Source organism: Prochlorococcus sp. G5PB11 (genome assembly GCF_059772425.1).
Genome location: NZ_CM186287.1, coordinates 1,346,400 through 1,365,005, shown reverse-complemented (window position 1 = coordinate 1,365,005; position 18,606 = coordinate 1,346,400). Strand labels below are relative to the sequence as shown.

General features: G+C 34.3%; 21 protein-coding genes. 10 read left to right on the top strand and 11 right to left on the bottom strand.

All coding sequences use genetic code 11. The annotated features are described in order from the left end of the window. Window positions 1–142: 142 nt before the first annotated feature. From AC6EI0_RS07900 to AC6EI0_RS07890, 3 genes are read left to right on the top strand one after another with little or no spacing between them, the layout of a single operon-like run. A complete protein-coding gene (locus AC6EI0_RS07900) occupies window positions 143–1,918 on the top strand; it encodes a flavin reductase (protein WP_498522034.1) in 1,776 nt (591 codons plus the stop codon). A gap of 2 nt (window positions 1,919–1,920) precedes the next feature. Beyond that, a complete protein-coding gene (locus AC6EI0_RS07895; protein ID WP_498522033.1) occupies window positions 1,921–3,771 on the top strand; it encodes a flavin reductase in 1,851 nt (616 codons plus the stop codon). A gap of 54 nt (window positions 3,772–3,825) precedes the next feature. Beyond that, window positions 3,826–4,350: an NAD(P)H-dependent oxidoreductase gene (locus AC6EI0_RS07890; RefSeq protein WP_498522032.1), complete on the top strand. Its 525-nt coding sequence runs from the start codon at window positions 3,826–3,828 to the stop codon at window positions 4,348–4,350. On the opposite strand, the gene mrdA is transcribed toward AC6EI0_RS07890, so the two are convergent. Genes mrdA through AC6EI0_RS07875 form a run of 3 tightly spaced genes read right to left on the bottom strand, consistent with a single transcriptional unit; the run spans window position 4,347 to window position 7,210 of the window. Beyond that, a complete protein-coding gene (gene mrdA, locus AC6EI0_RS07885) occupies window positions 4,347–6,188 on the bottom strand; it encodes a penicillin-binding protein 2 (RefSeq protein WP_498522031.1) in 1,842 nt (613 codons plus the stop codon). The genes AC6EI0_RS07890 and mrdA overlap by 4 nt on opposite strands. A 16-nt stretch (window positions 6,189–6,204) precedes the next feature. Then, a complete protein-coding gene (locus tag AC6EI0_RS07880; protein WP_498522030.1) occupies window positions 6,205–6,582 on the bottom strand; it encodes a hypothetical protein in 378 nt (125 codons plus the stop codon). Window positions 6,583–6,598: 16 nt separating this feature from the next. Beyond that, on the bottom strand, window positions 6,599–7,210 hold the full coding sequence (locus AC6EI0_RS07875) for a DUF8672 family protein (protein WP_498522029.1): 612 nt from the start codon (window positions 7,208–7,210) through the stop codon (window positions 6,599–6,601). A 308-nt stretch (window positions 7,211–7,518) separates the two neighbouring features. Here AC6EI0_RS07875 and AC6EI0_RS07870 point away from each other — a divergent pair, with 308 nt between their 5' ends. Both AC6EI0_RS07870 and AC6EI0_RS07865 read left to right on the top strand, forming a co-directional pair. After that, complete coding sequence (locus AC6EI0_RS07870) at window positions 7,519–7,836, top strand: hypothetical protein (RefSeq protein ID WP_498522028.1); 318 nt, start codon at window positions 7,519–7,521, stop codon at window positions 7,834–7,836. 468 nt (window positions 7,837–8,304) lie between these two features. After that, window positions 8,305–8,544, top strand: a complete 240-nt coding sequence (locus AC6EI0_RS07865; protein ID WP_498522027.1) for a hypothetical protein — start codon at window positions 8,305–8,307, stop codon at window positions 8,542–8,544. A 309-nt stretch (window positions 8,545–8,853) separates the two neighbouring features. Here the strand turns inward: AC6EI0_RS07865 and AC6EI0_RS07860 are convergent, their stop codons facing one another. The 4 genes from AC6EI0_RS07860 to AC6EI0_RS07845 are packed head-to-tail and all read right to left on the bottom strand — an operon-like array spanning window position 8,854 to window position 11,017. Continuing rightward, complete coding sequence (locus tag AC6EI0_RS07860) at window positions 8,854–9,225, bottom strand: hypothetical protein (RefSeq protein WP_498522026.1); 372 nt, start codon at window positions 9,223–9,225, stop codon at window positions 8,854–8,856. A 52-nt stretch (window positions 9,226–9,277) separates the two neighbouring features. Then, window positions 9,278–9,433 carry a hypothetical protein gene (locus tag AC6EI0_RS07855; protein WP_498522025.1) on the bottom strand — a complete coding sequence of 52 codons (156 nt, stop codon included), beginning with the start codon at window positions 9,431–9,433 and terminating at the stop codon, window positions 9,278–9,280. A 5-nt stretch (window positions 9,434–9,438) separates the two neighbouring features. Continuing rightward, window positions 9,439–10,230: a potassium channel family protein gene (locus AC6EI0_RS07850; protein WP_498522024.1), complete on the bottom strand. Its 792-nt coding sequence runs from the start codon at window positions 10,228–10,230 to the stop codon at window positions 9,439–9,441. A gap of 58 nt (window positions 10,231–10,288) precedes the next feature. Next, window positions 10,289–11,017 carry a hypothetical protein gene (locus AC6EI0_RS07845; protein ID WP_498522023.1) on the bottom strand — a complete coding sequence of 243 codons (729 nt, stop codon included), beginning with the start codon at window positions 11,015–11,017 and terminating at the stop codon, window positions 10,289–10,291. A 469-nt stretch (window positions 11,018–11,486) separates the two neighbouring features. Between AC6EI0_RS07845 and AC6EI0_RS07840 the strand changes: the two genes are divergently transcribed. Both AC6EI0_RS07840 and AC6EI0_RS07835 read left to right on the top strand, forming a co-directional pair. Then, the gene (locus AC6EI0_RS07840; RefSeq protein ID WP_498522022.1) at window positions 11,487–11,771 is read left to right on the top strand and encodes a tetratricopeptide repeat protein; all 285 of its coding nucleotides are present in this window, start codon (window positions 11,487–11,489) and stop codon (window positions 11,769–11,771) included. 1,180 nt (window positions 11,772–12,951) lie between these two features. Beyond that, window positions 12,952–13,137: a hypothetical protein gene (locus AC6EI0_RS07835; RefSeq protein ID WP_498522021.1), complete on the top strand. Its 186-nt coding sequence runs from the start codon at window positions 12,952–12,954 to the stop codon at window positions 13,135–13,137. Window positions 13,138–14,170: 1,033 nt separating this feature from the next. Here the strand turns inward: AC6EI0_RS07835 and AC6EI0_RS07830 are convergent. Next, a complete protein-coding gene (locus AC6EI0_RS07830; RefSeq protein ID WP_498522020.1) occupies window positions 14,171–14,362 on the bottom strand; it encodes a hypothetical protein in 192 nt (63 codons plus the stop codon). Between the two features lie 1,423 nt (window positions 14,363–15,785). Between AC6EI0_RS07830 and AC6EI0_RS07825 the strand changes: the two genes are divergently transcribed. Together AC6EI0_RS07825 and AC6EI0_RS07820 are read left to right on the top strand one after the other, a co-directional pair. Continuing rightward, complete coding sequence (locus tag AC6EI0_RS07825; protein WP_498522019.1) at window positions 15,786–16,106, top strand: hypothetical protein; 321 nt, start codon at window positions 15,786–15,788, stop codon at window positions 16,104–16,106. A 284-nt stretch (window positions 16,107–16,390) separates the two neighbouring features. Continuing rightward, window positions 16,391–16,702 (top strand): DUF1651 domain-containing protein, encoded by a 312-nt coding sequence (locus AC6EI0_RS07820; RefSeq protein ID WP_498522018.1) that lies wholly within the window; start codon window positions 16,391–16,393, stop codon window positions 16,700–16,702. Here the strand turns inward: AC6EI0_RS07820 and AC6EI0_RS07815 are convergent, their stop codons facing one another. Then, the gene (locus AC6EI0_RS07815; protein WP_269609227.1) at window positions 16,703–16,888 is read right to left on the bottom strand and encodes a hypothetical protein; all 186 of its coding nucleotides are present in this window, start codon (window positions 16,886–16,888) and stop codon (window positions 16,703–16,705) included. A gap of 48 nt (window positions 16,889–16,936) precedes the next feature. Here AC6EI0_RS07815 and AC6EI0_RS07810 point away from each other — a divergent pair, with 48 nt between their 5' ends. Next, a complete protein-coding gene (locus AC6EI0_RS07810; RefSeq protein ID WP_498522017.1) occupies window positions 16,937–17,254 on the top strand; it encodes a pyrimidine/purine nucleoside phosphorylase in 318 nt (105 codons plus the stop codon). 343 nt (window positions 17,255–17,597) lie between these two features. On the opposite strand, the gene AC6EI0_RS07805 is transcribed toward AC6EI0_RS07810, so the two are convergent. Beyond that, a complete protein-coding gene (locus AC6EI0_RS07805) occupies window positions 17,598–18,017 on the bottom strand; it encodes an HNH endonuclease (RefSeq protein ID WP_498522016.1) in 420 nt (139 codons plus the stop codon). Window positions 18,018–18,133: 116 nt separating this feature from the next. Next, a complete protein-coding gene (locus AC6EI0_RS07800; protein ID WP_498522015.1) occupies window positions 18,134–18,448 on the bottom strand; it encodes an SRA domain-containing endonuclease in 315 nt (104 codons plus the stop codon). Between the last annotated feature and the right edge of the window lie 158 nt (window positions 18,449–18,606).

Here is an 18,606-nt window from a genome sequence, read left to right as displayed (position 1 = left end):
AAACAAATAATATTTACGGGAAGCAGTATCACACGTACAAACCTCAATATCCTATTATGGTAAAAAATGATCTAGGTATTTTCACTCAGCAATCTAATTTGTTGCAGCTTTCTAGCTCTCTCTGATTAATAACTTTAAGAACATGATTTTTACTGAATCGACAGCTTTAGAAAATCAGAAAAAGGCTACTCCTAGACTATCACTTCAATATGAAAAAATTGCTGAAGATACACACGCTTTAAGATCGTTGGATTGGGATCGGAGCAGGTTTGATATTGAATTTGGCCTTAGAAATGGAACTACCTACAATAGTTTTTTAATAAGAGGCAAAAAAACTGCACTTGTAGATACAAGCCATTTAAAATTTAAGGATATTTGGTTTGAAAAACTTAAACAAGAAATCAATCCAACAGAAATTGATTATTTAATAGTCAGTCACACAGAGCCAGATCATTCTGGACTAATTAAATACTTAATTGAATTAAACCCAAATATTGAAATCGTCGCATCTAAAGTAGCTATAAAATTTCTAGAAGCGCAAATCCATCAACCTTTTAGGTCAAGAGCAGTCAAAAGTGGTGAGGAGCTAAATCTAGAAATTAATATAATCAGTGGAGTCGAGCACAAAATTGAATTTATTAGTGCGCCAAATCTACACTGGCCCGATACTATTTTTTCTTTTGATCACGGTACTCAAATTTTATATACTTGTGACGCGTTTGGTTTGCATTACTGTTCAGAAAAATTATACGACGAAAATCCAAATCTATTAAATGAAGATTTCCGATTTTATTACGACTGCCTTATGGGTCCTAATGCCCGCAGCGTAGTTCAAGCATTAAAAAAAATTGATGCATTGCCAACCGTGCAGACTATTGCTGTTGGACATGGACCAATCCTTAATTTTAATACGCAGTTATGGCTAAATAATTATAGAGAATGGAGTAAGCAAAGAAGTAAAGGAGAGAACTATGCCGTGGTTTGTTATCTGAGCCAATATGGTTTTTGCGATCGGCTTAGTCAAGCAATTGCTCATGGCATAGGCAAGGCAAATGCTCAAGTTCAATTAGTTGATCTTATTGCTTCAGACACTCAAGAATTAAGTGCTCTAATTACTGATGCAAGCGCAGTTGTTGTACCAACATGGCCAATCAAATCTGATTCAGAATTGCAAAGTAATATTGGGACATTACTTGCGTCATTAAAACAAAAGCAGTGGGTAGCAACTTATGATTCTTATGGCGGAAATGAAGAGCCAATTGACTTTATTAGTAACCAATTAAGAAAGCTTGGACAAAAAGAAGCATTTAAACCACTTCGAGTTCGTGACGAACCAAATAAAACTGTTTATCAACAATTTGAAGAAGCTGGTACAGATTTAGGTCAAATTCTTACTAGAAAGAAAAATTTAGCTGCTACAAAAAGCCTTGATGGAGAATTAAACAAAGCGCTTGGCTGTTTAAGCGGTGGGCTCTACATTGTTACGGCTAAAGAGAATTCAGGTGCGGACAGTCGAGACGGTGCGATGGTTGCAAGCTGGGTCAGTCAAGCAAGTTTTGAACCCCCTGGAATCACCGTGGCAGTAGCTAAAGACAGAGCCATTGAGTCATTATTACAAGTCAATAATCGTTTTGTTTTAAATATTCTTCAAGAAAATAATTATCTGCACCTCTTCAGACATTTTTTAAAACGTTTTCCACCAGGTGCTAATCGATTTGAAGGAGTTGAATTAATGAATGATCTTGCGGCTGGAGGACCGGTTCTATCTGATGCGTTAGCTTTCCTTTCATGTAAAGTTATTCAAAGAATGGAGACAACAGACCATTGGATAATCTATTCATCAGTTGAGAAAGGTAATTTATCAAATACTCAAAGTAAAACAGCTGTTCATCATAGAAGAGTTGGTAGTAATTATTAACAATGGCAGTAGAGAATATTTCTTCACCAAAGTTAAATACTTTCATAAAAAAGACGATCCAGATTCCTATTGAGCAGAACTTAATTTGTTTAAGAAGCCTAAATCCAAAACGAACTAGATTTGAAGTTGAATATTCTCTTGAAAAAGGTAGTTGCACAAATACTTTTTTATTTAAATCTGATCAAAATGAAGATTCTAAATCACAAGAATATATTCTTGTTCACCCTCCTGGTTTAACATTTGAAAAAGAATTCTTAGAAGAGTTTGAGACAATAATTAGCAGAGATTCAGTTGAAATAAAGTTAGTTATGGGTCATATCAACCCCAATAAAGTAGCGTTTGTAAAACGAATGAATGTGAAGTATAAAAATTTAACGGTTATTTGTTCTAATCCCGGAGCAAAATTATTCAGGGAAATTTGGAATTTACGAAAACCATCTAAAGATACAAATCCAAAAGAAGCATCGGAGAGAGTTGCAATCCTTCCAAATATACAAATCATTAGACAACTGGAAACTTTTAAACTAGATAATAACTTTGAGATTACTCTCATTCCCGCGCCAACAGCACGTTGGCCTGGTGGACTAATTGTTTTTGAAAAGGAAACTGGTTTATTGATGAGTGACAAATTATTTGGTGCGCATTTATATGAAGAAAAATGGGCTGAATTAAACAGTATTAGTACGGAAGAAGAAAGAAGACATTATTTCGATTGTTTAATGGCACCTATGTCTACTCAAGTTAATAGTATTATCGAAAAATTCGAAGATTTTGAGATTGATACGATAGCCCCTGGGCATGGACCTGCAATCAGCGGTAGTTGGAGAAGTTTATTAAACAACTACCAAAGTTGGGGAGAAAGCCAAAAATACAACAACTTAAGAGTTGCTTTATTATTTGCTAGTGCATATGGAAACACTGCAGCTATTGCTGATGCCATCGCTAGAGGAATTAGTAAAACCGGAGTCAAAGTTAAGATTATTAATTGTGAATTCACCGCTTCAAATAGTTTAATCAATGAAATTCGCAAAGCCGATGGATATCTAATTGGATCACCAACTTTAGGAGGACATGCACCCACCCCTATTGTTTCAGCACTAGGTACGCTTTTAGCTGAGGGAGACAGAGACAAGCCGGCTGGAGTATTTGGAAGTTATGGGTGGAGTGGAGAGGCTCTTGATTTACTTGAAAAAAAATTAAAAGATGGGGGCTTTAAATTTGGATTTGAACCCATAAAAATCAAATTTAGTCCTGATCCATTAATGATTAAAAAACTTGAGGAAACAGGTATCCAATTTGGTAAACAATTAATTAATACGAAATTACGTCAACAAAGAAAGGCTAATGTTGGATTAAATACAAGTAAAAGTGATCCAACAATTAATGCACTTGGAAGAGTCGTAGGATCACTATGTATATTGACTGCTCAAAAAGGAGATGAAGGTAATCAAATTAGCGGAGCAATGGTTGCAAGCTGGGTAAGTCAAGCAAGCTTTTCTCCCCCTGGTATTACGATTGCAGTGGCCAAAGAAAGAGCTGTAGAAAACTTACTTCATACTGGTGATAATTTTGCTTTGAATATCTTAGAGCAAAACAATTATCAAAGCCTCCTTAAACAATTTCTCCAATCATTCAAACCTGGAGATAATAGATTTAACAATCTTGAGATCAAATTAAGTCCAAACAATCAACCTTTGTTAAACGAAGCTTTAGCTTGGCTGGAGGGTACAGTTAGTCAACGAATGGAGTGTGGAGATCATTGGCTGATATATGCTGAGATTAAACATGGAAAAGTCCTTAAAAAAGATGGAGTAACAGCAGTTCATCATCGAAAAACCGGAGCGAACTACTAGATCCATTACAAAAACGACTTGATCCATTTATTTATACTTCCTTCCTAATTCACAATGTCTAATAAAAAGCTTCTTATTATAGCTGCAAGCAATGGTGAAAATCTGAAATTAGCCAAAAGATTTTTACTCGCAGGCAAGGAACTAAATTACTCATGCGAATTACTTGATTTGACAGAATCACAAAATGATTTACCAATATTTAATCCACGTCACAATTCAAAAGAGAAAGCACCAGATAATCTTCATTTGATCAATGCTCAAATGGAAAGCCATTCACATTGGATCATTTGTGCTCCAGAATATAATGGTTCAATTCCTCCAATTCTTACAAATGCAATAGCTTGGCTTTCTGTGCAAGGAAAAGATTTTCGAAGTTTATTTAACGAACGTCCCATTGCAATTGCAAGTTTTTCGGGAGGAGGGTGTATGGAGTTATTGCTTTCGATGCGAATTCAGCTAACCCATCTTGGAGCTTTGGTTTTAGGTCGTCAGTTAGCTACGAACAAGTCAAAAATTGCTGAAGATACATCAATTAAAGCAATTATAACTCAACTACTAAAACTAAATCATTCTAATTAACTCTCTAACTCTTCTCCAACACTAATCAATTGCTCATTAGAATTTAATTCATACCATGTCTGAAACATTTTTTTTGCCATAGGTAAAGCGTGGACTGAACCACCACCAGGAGTATTCTGAGCAAATGCAACTATGACTATTTTCCCAGAGTCATAAGGTGCAAAGCCAGCAAACCATGCATGATCTTCACCTCCACTGCTATCTTCAGCTGTTCCAGTTTTACCAGCGACTGGAGGGATTATAGAGGGATCTATATTTATTCCAATAGCAGTACCACTAGTTACTACTTTTCGAAGTCCACGACGGATTGTCTCAAAAGTTGTATCTTGAATATCTACTTTTTGGAAATATTTTTCTGATCTCCAATTAATATTGCCATCAACCAAATGAGGAGTAATCAAATAACCACCATTTGCAAAAGACGCATATGCTCGTGCTAATTGCAATGGAGTAACCAGAACAACCGATTGACCAATGGATGCACTAGCCATATCCTCTACGATCCAGGGAGTTTCTCCAGGCTTTCCCCAGCCACGACCTTTATCAGCCCATTCCTTATTCCCTACTAAGCCCTTATTTTCATCAATTAGAGTTTCTATGCCAGTATAATTATCGAAGCCAAGTTTAATCGCTGCATCATATAAAGCCGAGGGTCCAACCCCGACACCTACTTGATAAAAAAAAGTATTGCTCGAAACTCTAAATGCATCCTCATATCCTATCCACCCAAAACCTCTCTTGTTATATTCTGGAAAACAATGACTACCATATTTAATACAAGGAACGGTATTTAATTTTTGACTAGAAGGGAATTTACCACTTTCCATGCCGGCAATAGCCGTTACGGGCTTCCATGTACTTCCTGGATCGTATGCATTAAATGCTCTACTCAAAAGAGGACGGTTCGATGACAAAAAAAAGTTGTCATATTGTTGACTAGTAAAAGGCTGAGAAAAAAAATTCAGATCAAAAGTAGGTTGACTAGCAATTGCTCTAATTGCACCGGTACGTGGATCAAGCGCTACTATTGCTCCTCCGACTTTATCGGACAAAACTTTTTCGGCAGTCCGTTGAAGCTCTAGATCAAGAGTCAATTTGATATCCTTGCCAGCTTTAGGAAGCTTTAACCCTAGACTCCGTTGAACCGTACCTATTGCATCAACCTCAAGCATTTCTCCGCCCCATTTACCTCTCAATTCAGGTTCAAAAGCAGCTTCAATACCTTTTCGTCCAATTCGATCGGAAAATTTATAACCTCTTTGTGAAAGCTCCGAAAACTCATCTTGAGTTATCAATTGTGTATAACCTAAAGCATGAGCGGCTAAAGACTTATAAGGATAATTTCTAACTAAACCAATATCAATCTGAGCACCATACAATTTACTCTCTTGTTCTTTAAATCTGATAACTTGCTCAACGGATAAATCACTCAACAATACTTTTTTATAAGGCGTCTCGGAATTACTTTTGTTAAATGCAATCTCTAATTGACTTGCAGAAACATTCAACAGATCAGATAAAGCATCCCTTAGATCAATCCATTCAACAGTAGTTAACAGTCTAGGTTGAACAGATAAAGAATAAAAAAGTTTATTATCGGCAAGAATTACACCATTACGATCTAATAGCCTCCCTCTTATTGGTGGGTTAGAAATTAGCTTAATTCTATTTTCTTCTGAAAGTTTTTTATAGTAAGAGCCATTAATTATTTGGATCCAAAATAGACGAGCACCTGTTACGAAAAAAATTAAGCAAGTAAACAAAAAGAAAATCAAGGGTTGATTAAAAGCACCCACATGCTTTTTAGAACTGAGATATAAATTTTCTTTTTTCTTCATTATTATAATTCAAGAATTATTCATCATCTAAATTTTTTGAGTCATTACTAATATAATGCCTCAATAGATCTAATTCATTATCAATTCTATTTAAAGTTGAAACTAAAGAATCTTGATCATTGCTTTCATAATCAGAAGAATTCTCTTCAACAGTTACATCAACAGAAACAACTGGATAGCCTAAACCAGGAATCAATTGATCAATCTTATCCCTTACTGTCTTTGCAGAAGTTTTGCCATCAACTTGGAATTCTAAAAATGGATCTTTCGATTTTAATACATCCATTATTTTTTGAAATCCACCATTTTTAGCATTATTAACAATGCCCATGCCAAAAGGCAATACAGATTCCATTGCAAATAAATGGAAATCCCTTAATTGATCTTTAGCCATAATGGCTTAACAAAAGCTATTTAAGAATACCTGTTTCTGACGTTGGAAAGTAAGGAGTACAACTATTATTAGAAATACCTATGGACCAACCACCAAAGATTGACATCACAATTATTGTCGCGAATGGAAGAAAAGCTTGATGAGTAGTTTCAAGAGTTAACCATTCTCGCCAACCTCTTACAAAACGCTCTCTAGCAAACCTATTACGCTCTCTTGAAGCTTGATTAATTTTCTTTCTAAAAGATTTCTCTACCCAACGTTCAAAAGACTTTTTTTTAGTAACTGCCATTTTTCTTTCAACTTCTAGCAATTGCCCCGCAGTAAGCTGAGGATGAAAAGTACCAATTAATTCAAGCGTTTTTAAAAACATTTCAACTGCAGCGTCTTTAATCATCCGTTCTTCGTCTTTCAGAAAAGTCCAATCTACTTCAGGATAAAAACGCGCTCTATTGAGATGGATTTGCTCTTCTCCTAGCTGGCCAGGCTCCCTTAACCATCTATCAGTATTGTTGTCAAAGCGTCGCCAATATAGAAAAGGATTTATAAAAATAACCTTTCCTGAGATGGTTATACTATCTTTCTGAAGCCTTCGGCTTAACTGCAAATCAGTCTGTTGTGCAACTGTCAAAAGTAATAAGCTATTGAACCAATTTATCTTTTTTTTTTGAAGTCGACCACCCCTGTAAAATAAGATAAGTCAACATAGCCATAAGAAATCCAAACCAACTCAATAGGGCACAGATAGATTTATTTGATCGATTTCTCTATAAATCTCTACTTTTTGCTTGTCTGGAAATGTTACCTCACTTTATTTCATACTTATTTTCTATACAAACAATATCAAAATGTTTACAGGAATAAGTATCTTTTGAATGAGTGCATGCAAAACAACAATAATTCAGTTATGTTCATTCCGAACACATTCCAACAAAAGAAATGCTACGTAAGCAAGAAAAAAATGCTGTCACAAGAGGAGTGATCCTTGCTATTGGTTGGGGATGGGGTTTAGATAGATTTTACGAAGGTGACAAAAAAGGAGGGATTCTCTCAATCATTGGCTGGGGTATTATCTTTACGAGTTTTCTATACTTAAAATGCTCGGGTATCGAATATGTTGATGGTGTAAAAGATTATTCCAACTACAGTCCTAACCCTCTAATAGTTCTTCCTTTAATTGCTGGTTTATATGGAATATATTTAATTCTTAGAAAAGGTTTTAGATTAGCCAAACAGTTTGAAAATGCAGAAGACTAGCCAATCTTGCAGATCAAAAATCAATTCCGCCTAATGTTCTGAGTCATTTTGTTTTTAAGTAGTTACAAAAACTCCTAATAACAGTAAAAATGATTTGAAAAGACAACTCCTCAGAACTGTTCTGTTAAAAAAACCACCCAACTTCCTTTAAGAAGGGTGTTTTTTTAATCACAAACTTTCAAAGTGTCACATGTGACAGTTGGGAAACTAACCTGTTAGCACTTGAGGTGCCCATAAAATACGTAATAGTAAAAAAGTGAGGAGAGAGATCCTCCGCAGTGGAAACAAGGAAACACTTGCGCCTGATCTCCAAAAAGACCGTCTTATTAACAATGAGGCGGTTTTTTTGTAATTATTTTGAATGTGAAAAAACAAAACTTAAAAAGGTAATTAGAACGGTATCCTCTACTGCTTGTAAACTTTTTTGATAAGTAAATCAATTAGATTAAAAGAAATAATCTCTCAAAAATGGCTGAAGAACATAAAACAAGCAATCAAAAATGTCGTGGAAAAGGAAAAGCGATGTTTGCCTATGGCATTGTTCAACTAGGTTCTAATGTAGTTTCTGCTGTTGCACTTGTTGCAATCGCTTTCAGTTTATGCTCTGTAAAACAAGAATCAAAAGTCTTCATCGAATGTGTCAAAGAGATTCAAGCGAATGGAAAAAGCTCTTCTGATGCAGTTCGCCTCTGTAACGGTGGTAAGTAGCGATCAATCAAAAAGTTAAAGAAATTTAATGAGTTCGATAATAATAATTCAGCGTGGAAAGAAGCTAATGGAGATAGGTTAATTCGGGTGTAATTGTTCATGTTTTGCTCTTTTCAAATAGTTCTTGCAAATGCAAATTCGTTTTTATAAATCTACGTTTTTAGAAAACTAAAAAAAAGAAAAAAATTAAGATAATCGATCTGACAACGAAACTTTTTTTTGAGATATATTTAGTTTTTATCAAAACACATAGGCTGCTTTATTTTAATTTAAAAAAGTTTCATTTAATCAATATCCATTTTTTTATATTTATTTTGATGTACCCCAATCAACTTTCACGCCAAAGCCTTCAGGTATATCTTCACTAATATCTCTTAACTCTAGCCATTTAATCTCATCATCTACAGTCATATTCTTAAACCTTCTTACATATATATCTCCAGCCAAATCTGGATCTTCAACACCAAAAAAGTCACATATTTCTTCTACTCTTGCCCAATGCTCAATTTCATTAGTTGCTCGTTTAAATTCAGTCATATGAAATTTCGCTCTTTCTTCCTGACTTAGTTTTACTAAAACTGAAGAAGAGAGAATAACAGTTGCGAAGTCCCATCGAGAGCAATTTTCTCCTTGAACCACAAGATTCCTTTTATTGAGTTCTTGCAGCCACGCTTCGTCCATAATCTTCCAATCAATTAAAAGATTTTATCTGATTCAATCAATCTTTCCAATACTAATACCACGCGGCTTCTAGTTCAGCCATTGATAACGAGTTATAAAAACCTCTCCATTTCTTTTCTGAATTTGCATCAGTGGCACTCAATGAGACCATAAGATCTATTGCTCCTTCTTTAGTAAAAAATTTTCCTGTATTTGACGTGAATATCAATTTAATTAGGAAATACTTGAAAACTCATTTTCAGACAATTCGTTTTTATTTTTATCGTGTACCCCTATTGATTCACTGAATCCAGATGCAAGTATTCCAGTAGGTATTGCAATTGCAGCAATACCCATAAGAGAAGTTATCGATGCAATCGTTTTCCCAACAACCGTTACTGGTATGGAATCTCCATAACCAACAGCACTAACAGTTGTGATTGACCACCAAAGACATCTTGGAATTGAACCTAGCAAGCTTGGTTGAATAGAAGATTCAGCAAGATACATAAAAGTACTGCTGATCAACAAAAGTAAAACGGTATAAAAAATCGAAATTTGTAATTCTTGACTCTTTGATCGAATTGCATAATTAAAGTGATATATACTTTGCTTAAATTTTTCACTCCTTCCAATTTTTAATATTCTCAAGAGGCGAATAATCCTGAGAATTTTTAATTCTGCACGAACACCAATAAAAGATGGGACAATTGCAATAACATCAATAATGGCCATTGGTGAAACCACATAACGTAAAACGCCTTTCCATCCTTTGCCATATTTCTTTTCAAGTGGTGCAACCCATAAGCGACAACAGTATTCAACACAAAACAAAACACCAATAAACCAATCCACAAGGTCTATCTGATCCCCAAATTTATAATCGATTGAATTTTCAGTAGTGATAACTGCGAAAAAAATCGAAATAAAAATAGTAACTCCACAGGTTTTATTAAACAAGGAAGTTTTCACTCCTGGTGAATCATTTATTATCTGCTCATAGATTCTTAGACGTAATTCATTCATCGCTGCCTACCGACTTAAATAGGAATGCCTTTAAGTTAAGCAAATCTTGTTGATTTTGCTAAGCATCACCTATTGAAAGAGATGCTCTGGTCTCATCTATAAAATGAATTTCAAGTTCATTACTAAAGATGTCCGTACCATTAGAAGGAACAATAAGGGGCAAATCTCTATAGGTAAGCAAGCAATTTTTCATATTCAATTCCTTTGATGAATAATTACCCTCATGTAGTCCACCCTCTGCCTGAAACTCACCGGCCTCTGTCCTCGACCAGATAATAAACCAATCAAGTTTTTCCAATTTTTCTAATTTTTCCTCATTTAATTCGTGGTAGTCGTCAGAATCAAAAAAATCCATTACCGATGTCTCTACACCCTTACCATCAACTTCTATTACTCCTTCATCTAAGTGGATAGAATATTCCTCAGTCGCGTCCTCTTCAAGAAGAACTTCATTATTAAAAGTCTTTTGTGCTAGTGCTAACATTTCTTCTTTTCTGTCATCAAGAATTTTACTGATAACCATGTCCTCGTCCCAGTGTCTATCATCAATAAGATATCGGAGTGGACCAAATCTCTCAGAAAGTGCCTTATTTGCCGCATCTTTAGCAATTTTCGCTGCCTTTTCACTATCCTCATACAGTTCCTCTTTGAGACGTTTCAGGTCACTCGCTAATGCATCCATTTGTTTATAAAATTCGCCATAGTACTTTCCAGATCTCGTTTTTTCAGTTGAGTAGAAAACCTTAATATATTGAATATCTCCGTTGTAAGTAACTGTAAATGACATTAGATGATAGCTATCTATTATTGAAATGATGACGCTTTTTTTAAACCCTCGCCATAATTATTTTTTTTAATTGAAATACAAAGTTGCATCAAATTTCATAACGACTCAAAGAACTGATAACAAGAAACATCATTGATCAGTCTATGCCTACATATTTATAGTCAAAACTTTTAGCAATAATTAGATCCGCGAAAATTACCTACAATCCCTATTTAAAAGTAAAGCATTTTGCATGAATTCTCGTAGTAAATTGTATAAATGAATAGTAGACATATTTGACTTGGTAGCCATATAGCTTTAGACATAAATTTAGATATTGTTCTTTGTCCCCCCTACGCTATGATTTAAGAGTAAATCTTAGATATAAAAAATCAAATTAGTCTTCTCAATATAATTTAACCAATATTTTTTAATATATTTGAGAAAAATACTATAATTAAAAAAAGAAGAATCATCTTGAAAGTTTAAAATGAAAGATATAGAAGCGCAAAGTAATTATAAAAAGAAACAAATAATCAATAAAAGCAGCAAATCCACTAAAGAACAAATCATTAATCAAGCAATTAGATTTCATCTACAAGGTAATACTCGAGAAGCATCAAAGTGTTATAAAAATTGTATTGAACAGGGTTATAATGATCAAAGAATCTTTTCTAACTACGGAGTGATATTAAAAAATCTTGGCAAATTACAAGCAGCAGAAATCTTATACCGCAAAGCTATTGAAATCATTACTAAAATTAGAAAATACTAAGACATAGCCTACTAAAACATACTTATAAAACTACTCAAAATTTGAAAAAAAGAATCCAAACATCCGCAGAGAAAATATAAATTCTGGATTTGTAAAATTAAAATATAATCATTCTCAAAGCATACAAATACTCTTATTTTTTGAAAAAATAATCTATCTATGATCTCTTCATAAAGACAGTTAAAAGCTACAAGTAGCTTTTGAAAATATCTATAACTCTGTCATTTAATTTTTGGTATAAAGGTATGTGTTTAAGAATATAACTATAATTGATTAGTCAATTATAGTCTCACACACAAGTTTTTACTTTATATAGTATAAAAACATAATAAGAGCAAAAATTTTAAAAAAAAATTTATATCACAGAGTAATCGTGTAAACCTTAAATAAAAGTGATTTTGAGAGAGAAAATTATATTTTTCACAGGGATAAAGAATATCTTACTTTTTTATACTCGTAGTTCTTCTAATACTGTAAAAATTACTTGTTGTTAAATCAGAAAAATCCTATGTTTTTATTAAAGTCAAAGGTGAAGAATGAGAATCCGATCATTAGTTCTATGCTTCTTTTTCGAATGGCAGTAATAGCAAATTGACATTTCACCATAAGAGATATATCACTAAACGAACTTACTAAGGGGAAATTTACAGATATGAAGCCCATTCCGAAGCGTTAGAAATTTCTTCTATTCCATGGGATAAGGTTGGTCATCATCACCAGCAAACCATACCTGCTTAGAATGATTCCAGAAGCCAGATCTCGGTCTTGCCAACCAACAATTCTAATTTACAAACCTAATTCTTCGTCCAGTGCTTGCGTATCATCAAGGTGACGTTTTGGGTGGCAGTCTTGCTGCTGCATGCAATATCTAAAAAAAAAAAAGCGTAGGGTTACACCATCTCATTAGCTACAGTTATAGGTTTAAAAGTGGATGATTCGAATTGCTAATTAGGGGTTTTTTCTGTTGTCGACTCTTTTGGGAATTGATTAGAAAAGAAATAACAGAACAACTCCTCGCACAAACAGTTCTGTAGTAAAGGAAGACCCCTAGTGCCACTCTTAAGGCAAGGGGTCTTTCTTGTTGGAAGAATAAAGATTAATGCTTTAGGATTTTTCTCCTATAGAAATTTTCAATCAATAGGAGTAGATATAAATCAAAGCACTATTAGGAGGTCAAGCCATGTCATGCGGTAATCCTTTTAAACATGCAATCGAAGACGTAAAGAAAACATTTTCGAAATCATGTGGAGTTCCTATCCAAGGGAATGATTGGTGTGATCTAGTTTCAAATTATGAAACTGATTTTGATGAAGTTGATTACGAGAATGAATGTCTGCAGTTTGGCAACTGCTCAATTAATTACTAAAAAACATTTAATTCAATGGAGGTCTAATCATGCAAGCAACCCGTAGTTTCAGATCTAATGGGTCAAATACTCTTTCATCAATCTTTCTTTGGTTTTCTGTACTGTTAATCTCACTTGGAACACTTCCTCATCTAATTCCTTATTACTTTCAATTGAAATATTGAGGTGAAAAAAACAATGATTGGCTATCTTGTTTAACTAAGCCTCAGAAAGCACAAAGATTAATGGGTCGTTGGTTAACAAGAATTAATTTTCACGTTAACCGGATCTAGATTTATTAGAGATAAATCAGAAAATATATCACTTCCGATCAAGTAGATGGTCGTAAATCAGAGTGATAAGTTCAGTTATATCTGTGGATGCTGAACTTAAAGGGGGTAACCAAAATCTCACACCCGTCTTAAGGCCAATTTTTAATAAGACGATCAATATCCTTCCGTGCGGTTTGTATCCATAATGATCGAAACAAGGCAATCCCTGATTAATTTCAAGAGTGTTGTTCTCTTTATACACCACTCCTTTTATCGACTTAAAACCGATGTATTCTGAGTAATCGGATGATCTACTACCCCCATATGGTTTTTTTGACTTCTACTTTTAAGCACAGGAGTAATTTTGATCTTCAAAAAGATATGACCCTCCTTAGAAATAGGCAAAACGATCTTTAATTAGGAATAATTTCTGATGCTTCCACTTTTCGAATTAATTAGAAAAAGGAAAGCAGAACACTCCTCAACAAAATTGTTCTGTAAGTAAAGAGAGGCACTCAAGGAAGCTGATGCAGCAGAGTGCCTTTCTTAACCCATGTATTTAATTAAGTTGAAGGTGTGAATAATTCGTTAGGTGAAGGGGAAAAAGACTTGATTTCGAAAAAGTTTTGTATGCCTATTCCTCCTCATAACCAATTTTATTTGCTGGGTTAGTAATAAAAAGAATGATTAAAAAGACCGTGTTCGCAGGTAAAGAAAGTTTTTGAAGAAGCAAAAGAGTCATACCCTGCGTCACATTAAATTTCTCTTTTTTCTTACTCATATTATTTCTCCCAAAAGAGATACAAGTTAGAAAATTGGTTAGTGATATCAACCACTGCGGTGCTGGTAGAAACTAATTTCCATCCCATAGAATTTCTTTTTTTTATGATTCCCCCAATCTCAGTTTCCTGCCTAGAAGTATTAGCATTCCCAACTGCATAGTAAATATCAAGATCATTTTCAGTTTTTGCCATAAGACCTAATCAAGTACTTTTAACGATTGAATTTGAATCCTAAAAGAATTATAAATAAATCAGGAGTTCTAGCACTTCTTATTAAGTAAATGGTTGGTTAGTCAGAAAAAAAGTTTAGCTCGATAAGTAGCTCATGAACTTAAAGGGAGTGACAAAAATCTCGCCCCCCTTCTTCATGAGAAACGCGTTTTTGCGATCACAAAGTTTTGAATACGTAAAGAAGTAGTTAATAAATTCTGAACAACTAAATCTTTAAAACAAAGCATCAGCTCATATCACAAACTGTTGCGCCATTGACATCTAAGCAGCAATGCTTTTCTTCATATAAGTAATACTTCTTAGTTTCAATCTAATCAATATGTAAAAGAAACTATTTATATAATTTTAGCGAGCATATGAGATAAAAATATATAAATAGCCTCATTAAAATAGTCAATAAAAAACAAAGATTTACAAATAATTTATTAGGGCATCTTATAGTTTTTTAATACTTTTTCTTTACATCTTATCTACCAGCAAAGTATAGAGAAAATAAACTATGTACGATCTCTCTATGGAAAGACGAGAAAGTAACAAAGAGAACATATCAGGAACAGACACTTGAAGACCCTTGTCACTCTGCCATTTCATTGACACAAGGTACTGAGGGAGAACTTGTTTTAAGCAAATATTTGGCATTCGCAGATGAGGTGTGAAATGTTTTGTTTTTATACACCAAGCCAATATTTTTCAATATTTAAGAGATTATTTTTGTTATTGCCATCTTGGTATCAGGTGTATAAGAATAGGACTACAGAACAACTCCTCACACATAGTTCTGTGCCGAAAGAGCATCCAATTGGATGCTTTTTTAGTGCCTGTGCCAATCGATAAACCCGCCTCAAGATACTTTCCTCTTTTACAAGTTCATTTATGTTTTTATTTGTGAGGAGTAAGAGACACTCCGCAGTGGAAACAAGGAAACACTTGCACCAGGTCTCTGCCACTAACCCGCCAGTACAGAACAGGGCGGTTTTTTTGTGCCTTTTCTAGAGTGTGAGAATGATATTTCCACCTCCTCAAGTTGTTTTCGGGTTACTGCTTTTAAGTACAGCAGTGGTTTTGATTTTTGATATCAGATACAACCCTTTCGGAAATAGTGAAGACGATCTTTGATTAGGAACAATTTGATTTCATAGCCTCAAAGCACATTTAGAGGTGTCTGAATTGCTGGTTATTGGATCAGGAAATCCTATGTTTTGATTAGAGGTAAAAGTTAGAAATGAAAATCCGACAATTAGTTCTGACTGCTATGTTTATTTCTCCAATGGCAGCAATGGCAGATGAATATAACCACTAGAGGGAATACACAACTCAACGAACTTGCTTTAAAGAAATCTACAGAAAGGGAAATGTTACTTGGAAAAGAAGATCAAAGGGTTATGTGAAGTCGTGTTTAGACAAGGTCGCAGTACCTTGGTCATCATTAAGTTGGAATCTACCAGGCGGCAAATATCGTCACCCTCATAATCATGCTCATTATTTCCCTAATACTTATCGCAAACATAACAGAGCAAATCAAGAGCAAATATTAGTTTCTCGTAGTTATCAACCAAGCGAGGAAAGTTGTAGTTCAGGTAATGCAACTAAAGGTGGATTAATTGGAGGTGGTCTTGCTGCTGCAATCTCCAAGAAAGATGCTTATGCATGGTCTATTCCTTTAGGTGCTGTTCTTAGTATGGGGATTGCTAACGCTGATTGCTAATTAAGAATAATTTACTGACACTTCCTGTTTGATTAGAAAGTAAAAGCAGAAGTATCGCAACAAAAATCAGGTCTGTGCAACAGAAAAAAGAACACAAGGATGCTGATGAAGTAGTGCCCTTTTCTTATAAAAGTCATTAATTCACCCATAGACAAAAGTAGTATATTTGTATTAAAATGCATACATCACACATACAAGCAGCCAAAGCACCAGTGAGCAGGTGCTTTTTTTTCTCTCCTTCGTGATCCCTCTGACTACTGACTTCATCAGAATGTTTGCAAGAAATGAATCCACTATTAGATATCAATCACATGAATGAACCTGTAAGAGAAGCATTACCAACACCATCAGGATGGTTGGTTGCCCCAGCAAGAGACTTATGTTTGCTTTTCATTCGTGATCCGAAATCTGCAATAGCGTTTCCGACTGTCTTCACTCAACTTTGGTTTTGCACGAAAGAAGGTATCCCAACACGACTTAAAAACACAAGAAAATTGGACTATCAATCCTCTTATGAAACTTGGAATGAACTCATCAGTAATGGTTGGGAGTTAGTAGAACATCAATTCAATGCTTGTGTTGATGCTGCTGCTTAGTCATCGAATCAGATATCTTAGAATTCCAACTAGGGCGATGGCAATAATTCCATAAGTCCAAACGGAACCACTATTTCTTGAGACACGTTCCATCCAATCTGGAAGACCATTATTTTCAATGATGAATAGATAAAGCAATCCCAAGATTAGTACTGGGATAACAAGTGCGTAAATAAAACTCAACATCTATAGATTATGATTAGTGATTAGAAAATTAGATTCAGGAATTTCTCAATGGATAACTATCAAAATGTAGATGTTGATAAATTAGCAAATATTTATTTTGAAGGTAAAGTTATTAGTCGTAACATCTTTTTAAAAGATGGTTCAAAAAAAACATTAGGAGTGATGTTGGAGGGTGGATATGAATTTAAAACTGCGTCAAGAGAACTCATGCAAATCCATTCTGGAAAACTAAATATAAAAATTACAGGTGATAAAGATTGGACATTAATAACAGAGGGTATGGATTTCAATGTCCCCAAAAATTCTTCATTTTGTTTAGAGGTTTTAGAATTAGTAAACTACACATGCTCTTATTTTGATGATTAAAAAAATTAGAGTAAGTAAACACTTACGACTGATCTTCAAACAGACCTGCTTTCGAGTAGGTTTTTTTGTACCTTTTTAAATACTGAGTATAAAAAAATATATAGAGAAGTCGTTTATAAATTCTTAGCAACAAATACTAGATATTCAAACAACAAGTATAGAGAAAAAACTATCTACGATTTCTCAGTAGAGACGGTGACAAGTGGAAGTCGTCTGGAAGTAGGTTTTTGAGTGACTGACTACGTTTTACTACCCTGAGCTATTCCCACTCTATAATTCAGAAAAAAGATAATCAAGTGGTGGACTGGTATCTCAAGGAAAGTTTTCTCACGTGTAACCTCTTTTATCTCAACAAAAGTCGATGACGAGAAAGATTTTTCTTCATTCCTTCAGTAACTATAATCTTCGCATTTAGACGAATATTAGTTTTTAAGTTGTCATCTTTAATGCTATTAGCAATTAAAATTTCGCCATCATCTTTAAAACTAATTAGATGCTTGTCAAAAAGTGCGTCGTAAAGAAGAGAGAGTAAAATCCCATTATCTACATCTAATCTTTCCTCATCAGTTGATAGTCGCCATGGAACTATATGACTTGCAATCAAAATCTCCTCTCTATCTATCGATGTAACAGTACATCTACCATTGAATTTTTTAATAAGTTCTTGCCTGTAATATCCTTGCCCTACTCTACTAATTACTAAACCTCGTCTTTCAGTTTTATCAGGTTTCAGATGTGGTTTAGTAATTGAAATAGGTTCCACTTCCCTTACTGGTTCTGCGTTTAGAGATTGAAGTCTAAATTGAATTGTTCTTCTATTCTTCCCTTCCGTATCAGGAACTTGAATATACTTATAATCAATAAAATTAAGTTCTGCTTTTAATGCAATAAAAGTTTTTTCGTTTCCTGAAATAAAAATATTTGTTTATCATTTTGTCTATGATATTTGATTGCTTTATTACCTCCTTTAAACTCCATATCACCTATTTGCCCTTCACCTGTATATAGAAAAAAGTTATTATTTTCAATCCAACCATCAACATAACCATGCTCTTCTTCACGCTTAGAAGTAATTACAAAAATATAAGGATATTTCTGAGGAATGGAAATCCCTTCTTGCCTTTGCCCACCATAAAAATCATGTAATTCTCCTCTTTTATATTCTCTACCTAATTGTAACTCTAATGATGACATTATTATATCTTAAATATCATTTATTCCCACTCAATAGTTCCTACCATATATGGGGTCTCAAAGCGCAGTCATAGACTGGGTTTCTTGAACCCACTATACCACGTGGAACTCACGTGGAACGTTTATCAAGGGGAATATTTGGCGTTAACGAAAGTGTC

Bases quoted from the DNA above. Each gene is read 5' to 3' on its own strand.
- AC6EI0_RS07900 (WP_498522034.1), top strand. From the start codon at position 143: ATGATTTTTACTGAATCGACAGCTTTAGAAAATCAGAAAAAGGCTACT.
- AC6EI0_RS07895 (WP_498522033.1), top strand. From the start codon at position 1,921: ATGGCAGTAGAGAATATTTCTTCACCAAAGTTAAATACTTTCATAAAA.
- AC6EI0_RS07890 (WP_498522032.1), top strand. From the start codon at position 3,826: ATGTCTAATAAAAAGCTTCTTATTATAGCTGCAAGCAATGGTGAAAAT.
- mrdA (WP_498522031.1), bottom strand. From the start codon at position 6,188: ATGAAGAAAAAAGAAAATTTATATCTCAGTTCTAAAAAGCATGTGGGT.
- AC6EI0_RS07880 (WP_498522030.1), bottom strand. From the start codon at position 6,582: ATGGCTAAAGATCAATTAAGGGATTTCCATTTATTTGCAATGGAATCT.
- AC6EI0_RS07870 (WP_498522028.1), top strand. From the start codon at position 7,519: ATGCTACGTAAGCAAGAAAAAAATGCTGTCACAAGAGGAGTGATCCTT.
- AC6EI0_RS07865 (WP_498522027.1), top strand. From the start codon at position 8,305: ATGGCTGAAGAACATAAAACAAGCAATCAAAAATGTCGTGGAAAAGGA.
- AC6EI0_RS07860 (WP_498522026.1), bottom strand. From the start codon at position 9,225: ATGGACGAAGCGTGGCTGCAAGAACTCAATAAAAGGAATCTTGTGGTT.
- AC6EI0_RS07850 (WP_498522024.1), bottom strand. From the start codon at position 10,230: ATGAATGAATTACGTCTAAGAATCTATGAGCAGATAATAAATGATTCA.
- AC6EI0_RS07845 (WP_498522023.1), bottom strand. From the start codon at position 11,017: ATGTCATTTACAGTTACTTACAACGGAGATATTCAATATATTAAGGTT.
- AC6EI0_RS07840 (WP_498522022.1), top strand. From the start codon at position 11,487: ATGAAAGATATAGAAGCGCAAAGTAATTATAAAAAGAAACAAATAATC.
- AC6EI0_RS07835 (WP_498522021.1), top strand. From the start codon at position 12,952: ATGTCATGCGGTAATCCTTTTAAACATGCAATCGAAGACGTAAAGAAA.
- AC6EI0_RS07830 (WP_498522020.1), bottom strand. From the start codon at position 14,362: ATGGCAAAAACTGAAAATGATCTTGATATTTACTATGCAGTTGGGAAT.
- AC6EI0_RS07820 (WP_498522018.1), top strand. From the start codon at position 16,391: ATGAATCCACTATTAGATATCAATCACATGAATGAACCTGTAAGAGAA.
- AC6EI0_RS07815 (WP_269609227.1), bottom strand. From the start codon at position 16,888: ATGTTGAGTTTTATTTACGCACTTGTTATCCCAGTACTAATCTTGGGA.
- AC6EI0_RS07810 (WP_498522017.1), top strand. From the start codon at position 16,937: ATGGATAACTATCAAAATGTAGATGTTGATAAATTAGCAAATATTTAT.
- AC6EI0_RS07800 (WP_498522015.1), bottom strand. From the start codon at position 18,448: ATGTCATCATTAGAGTTACAATTAGGTAGAGAATATAAAAGAGGAGAA.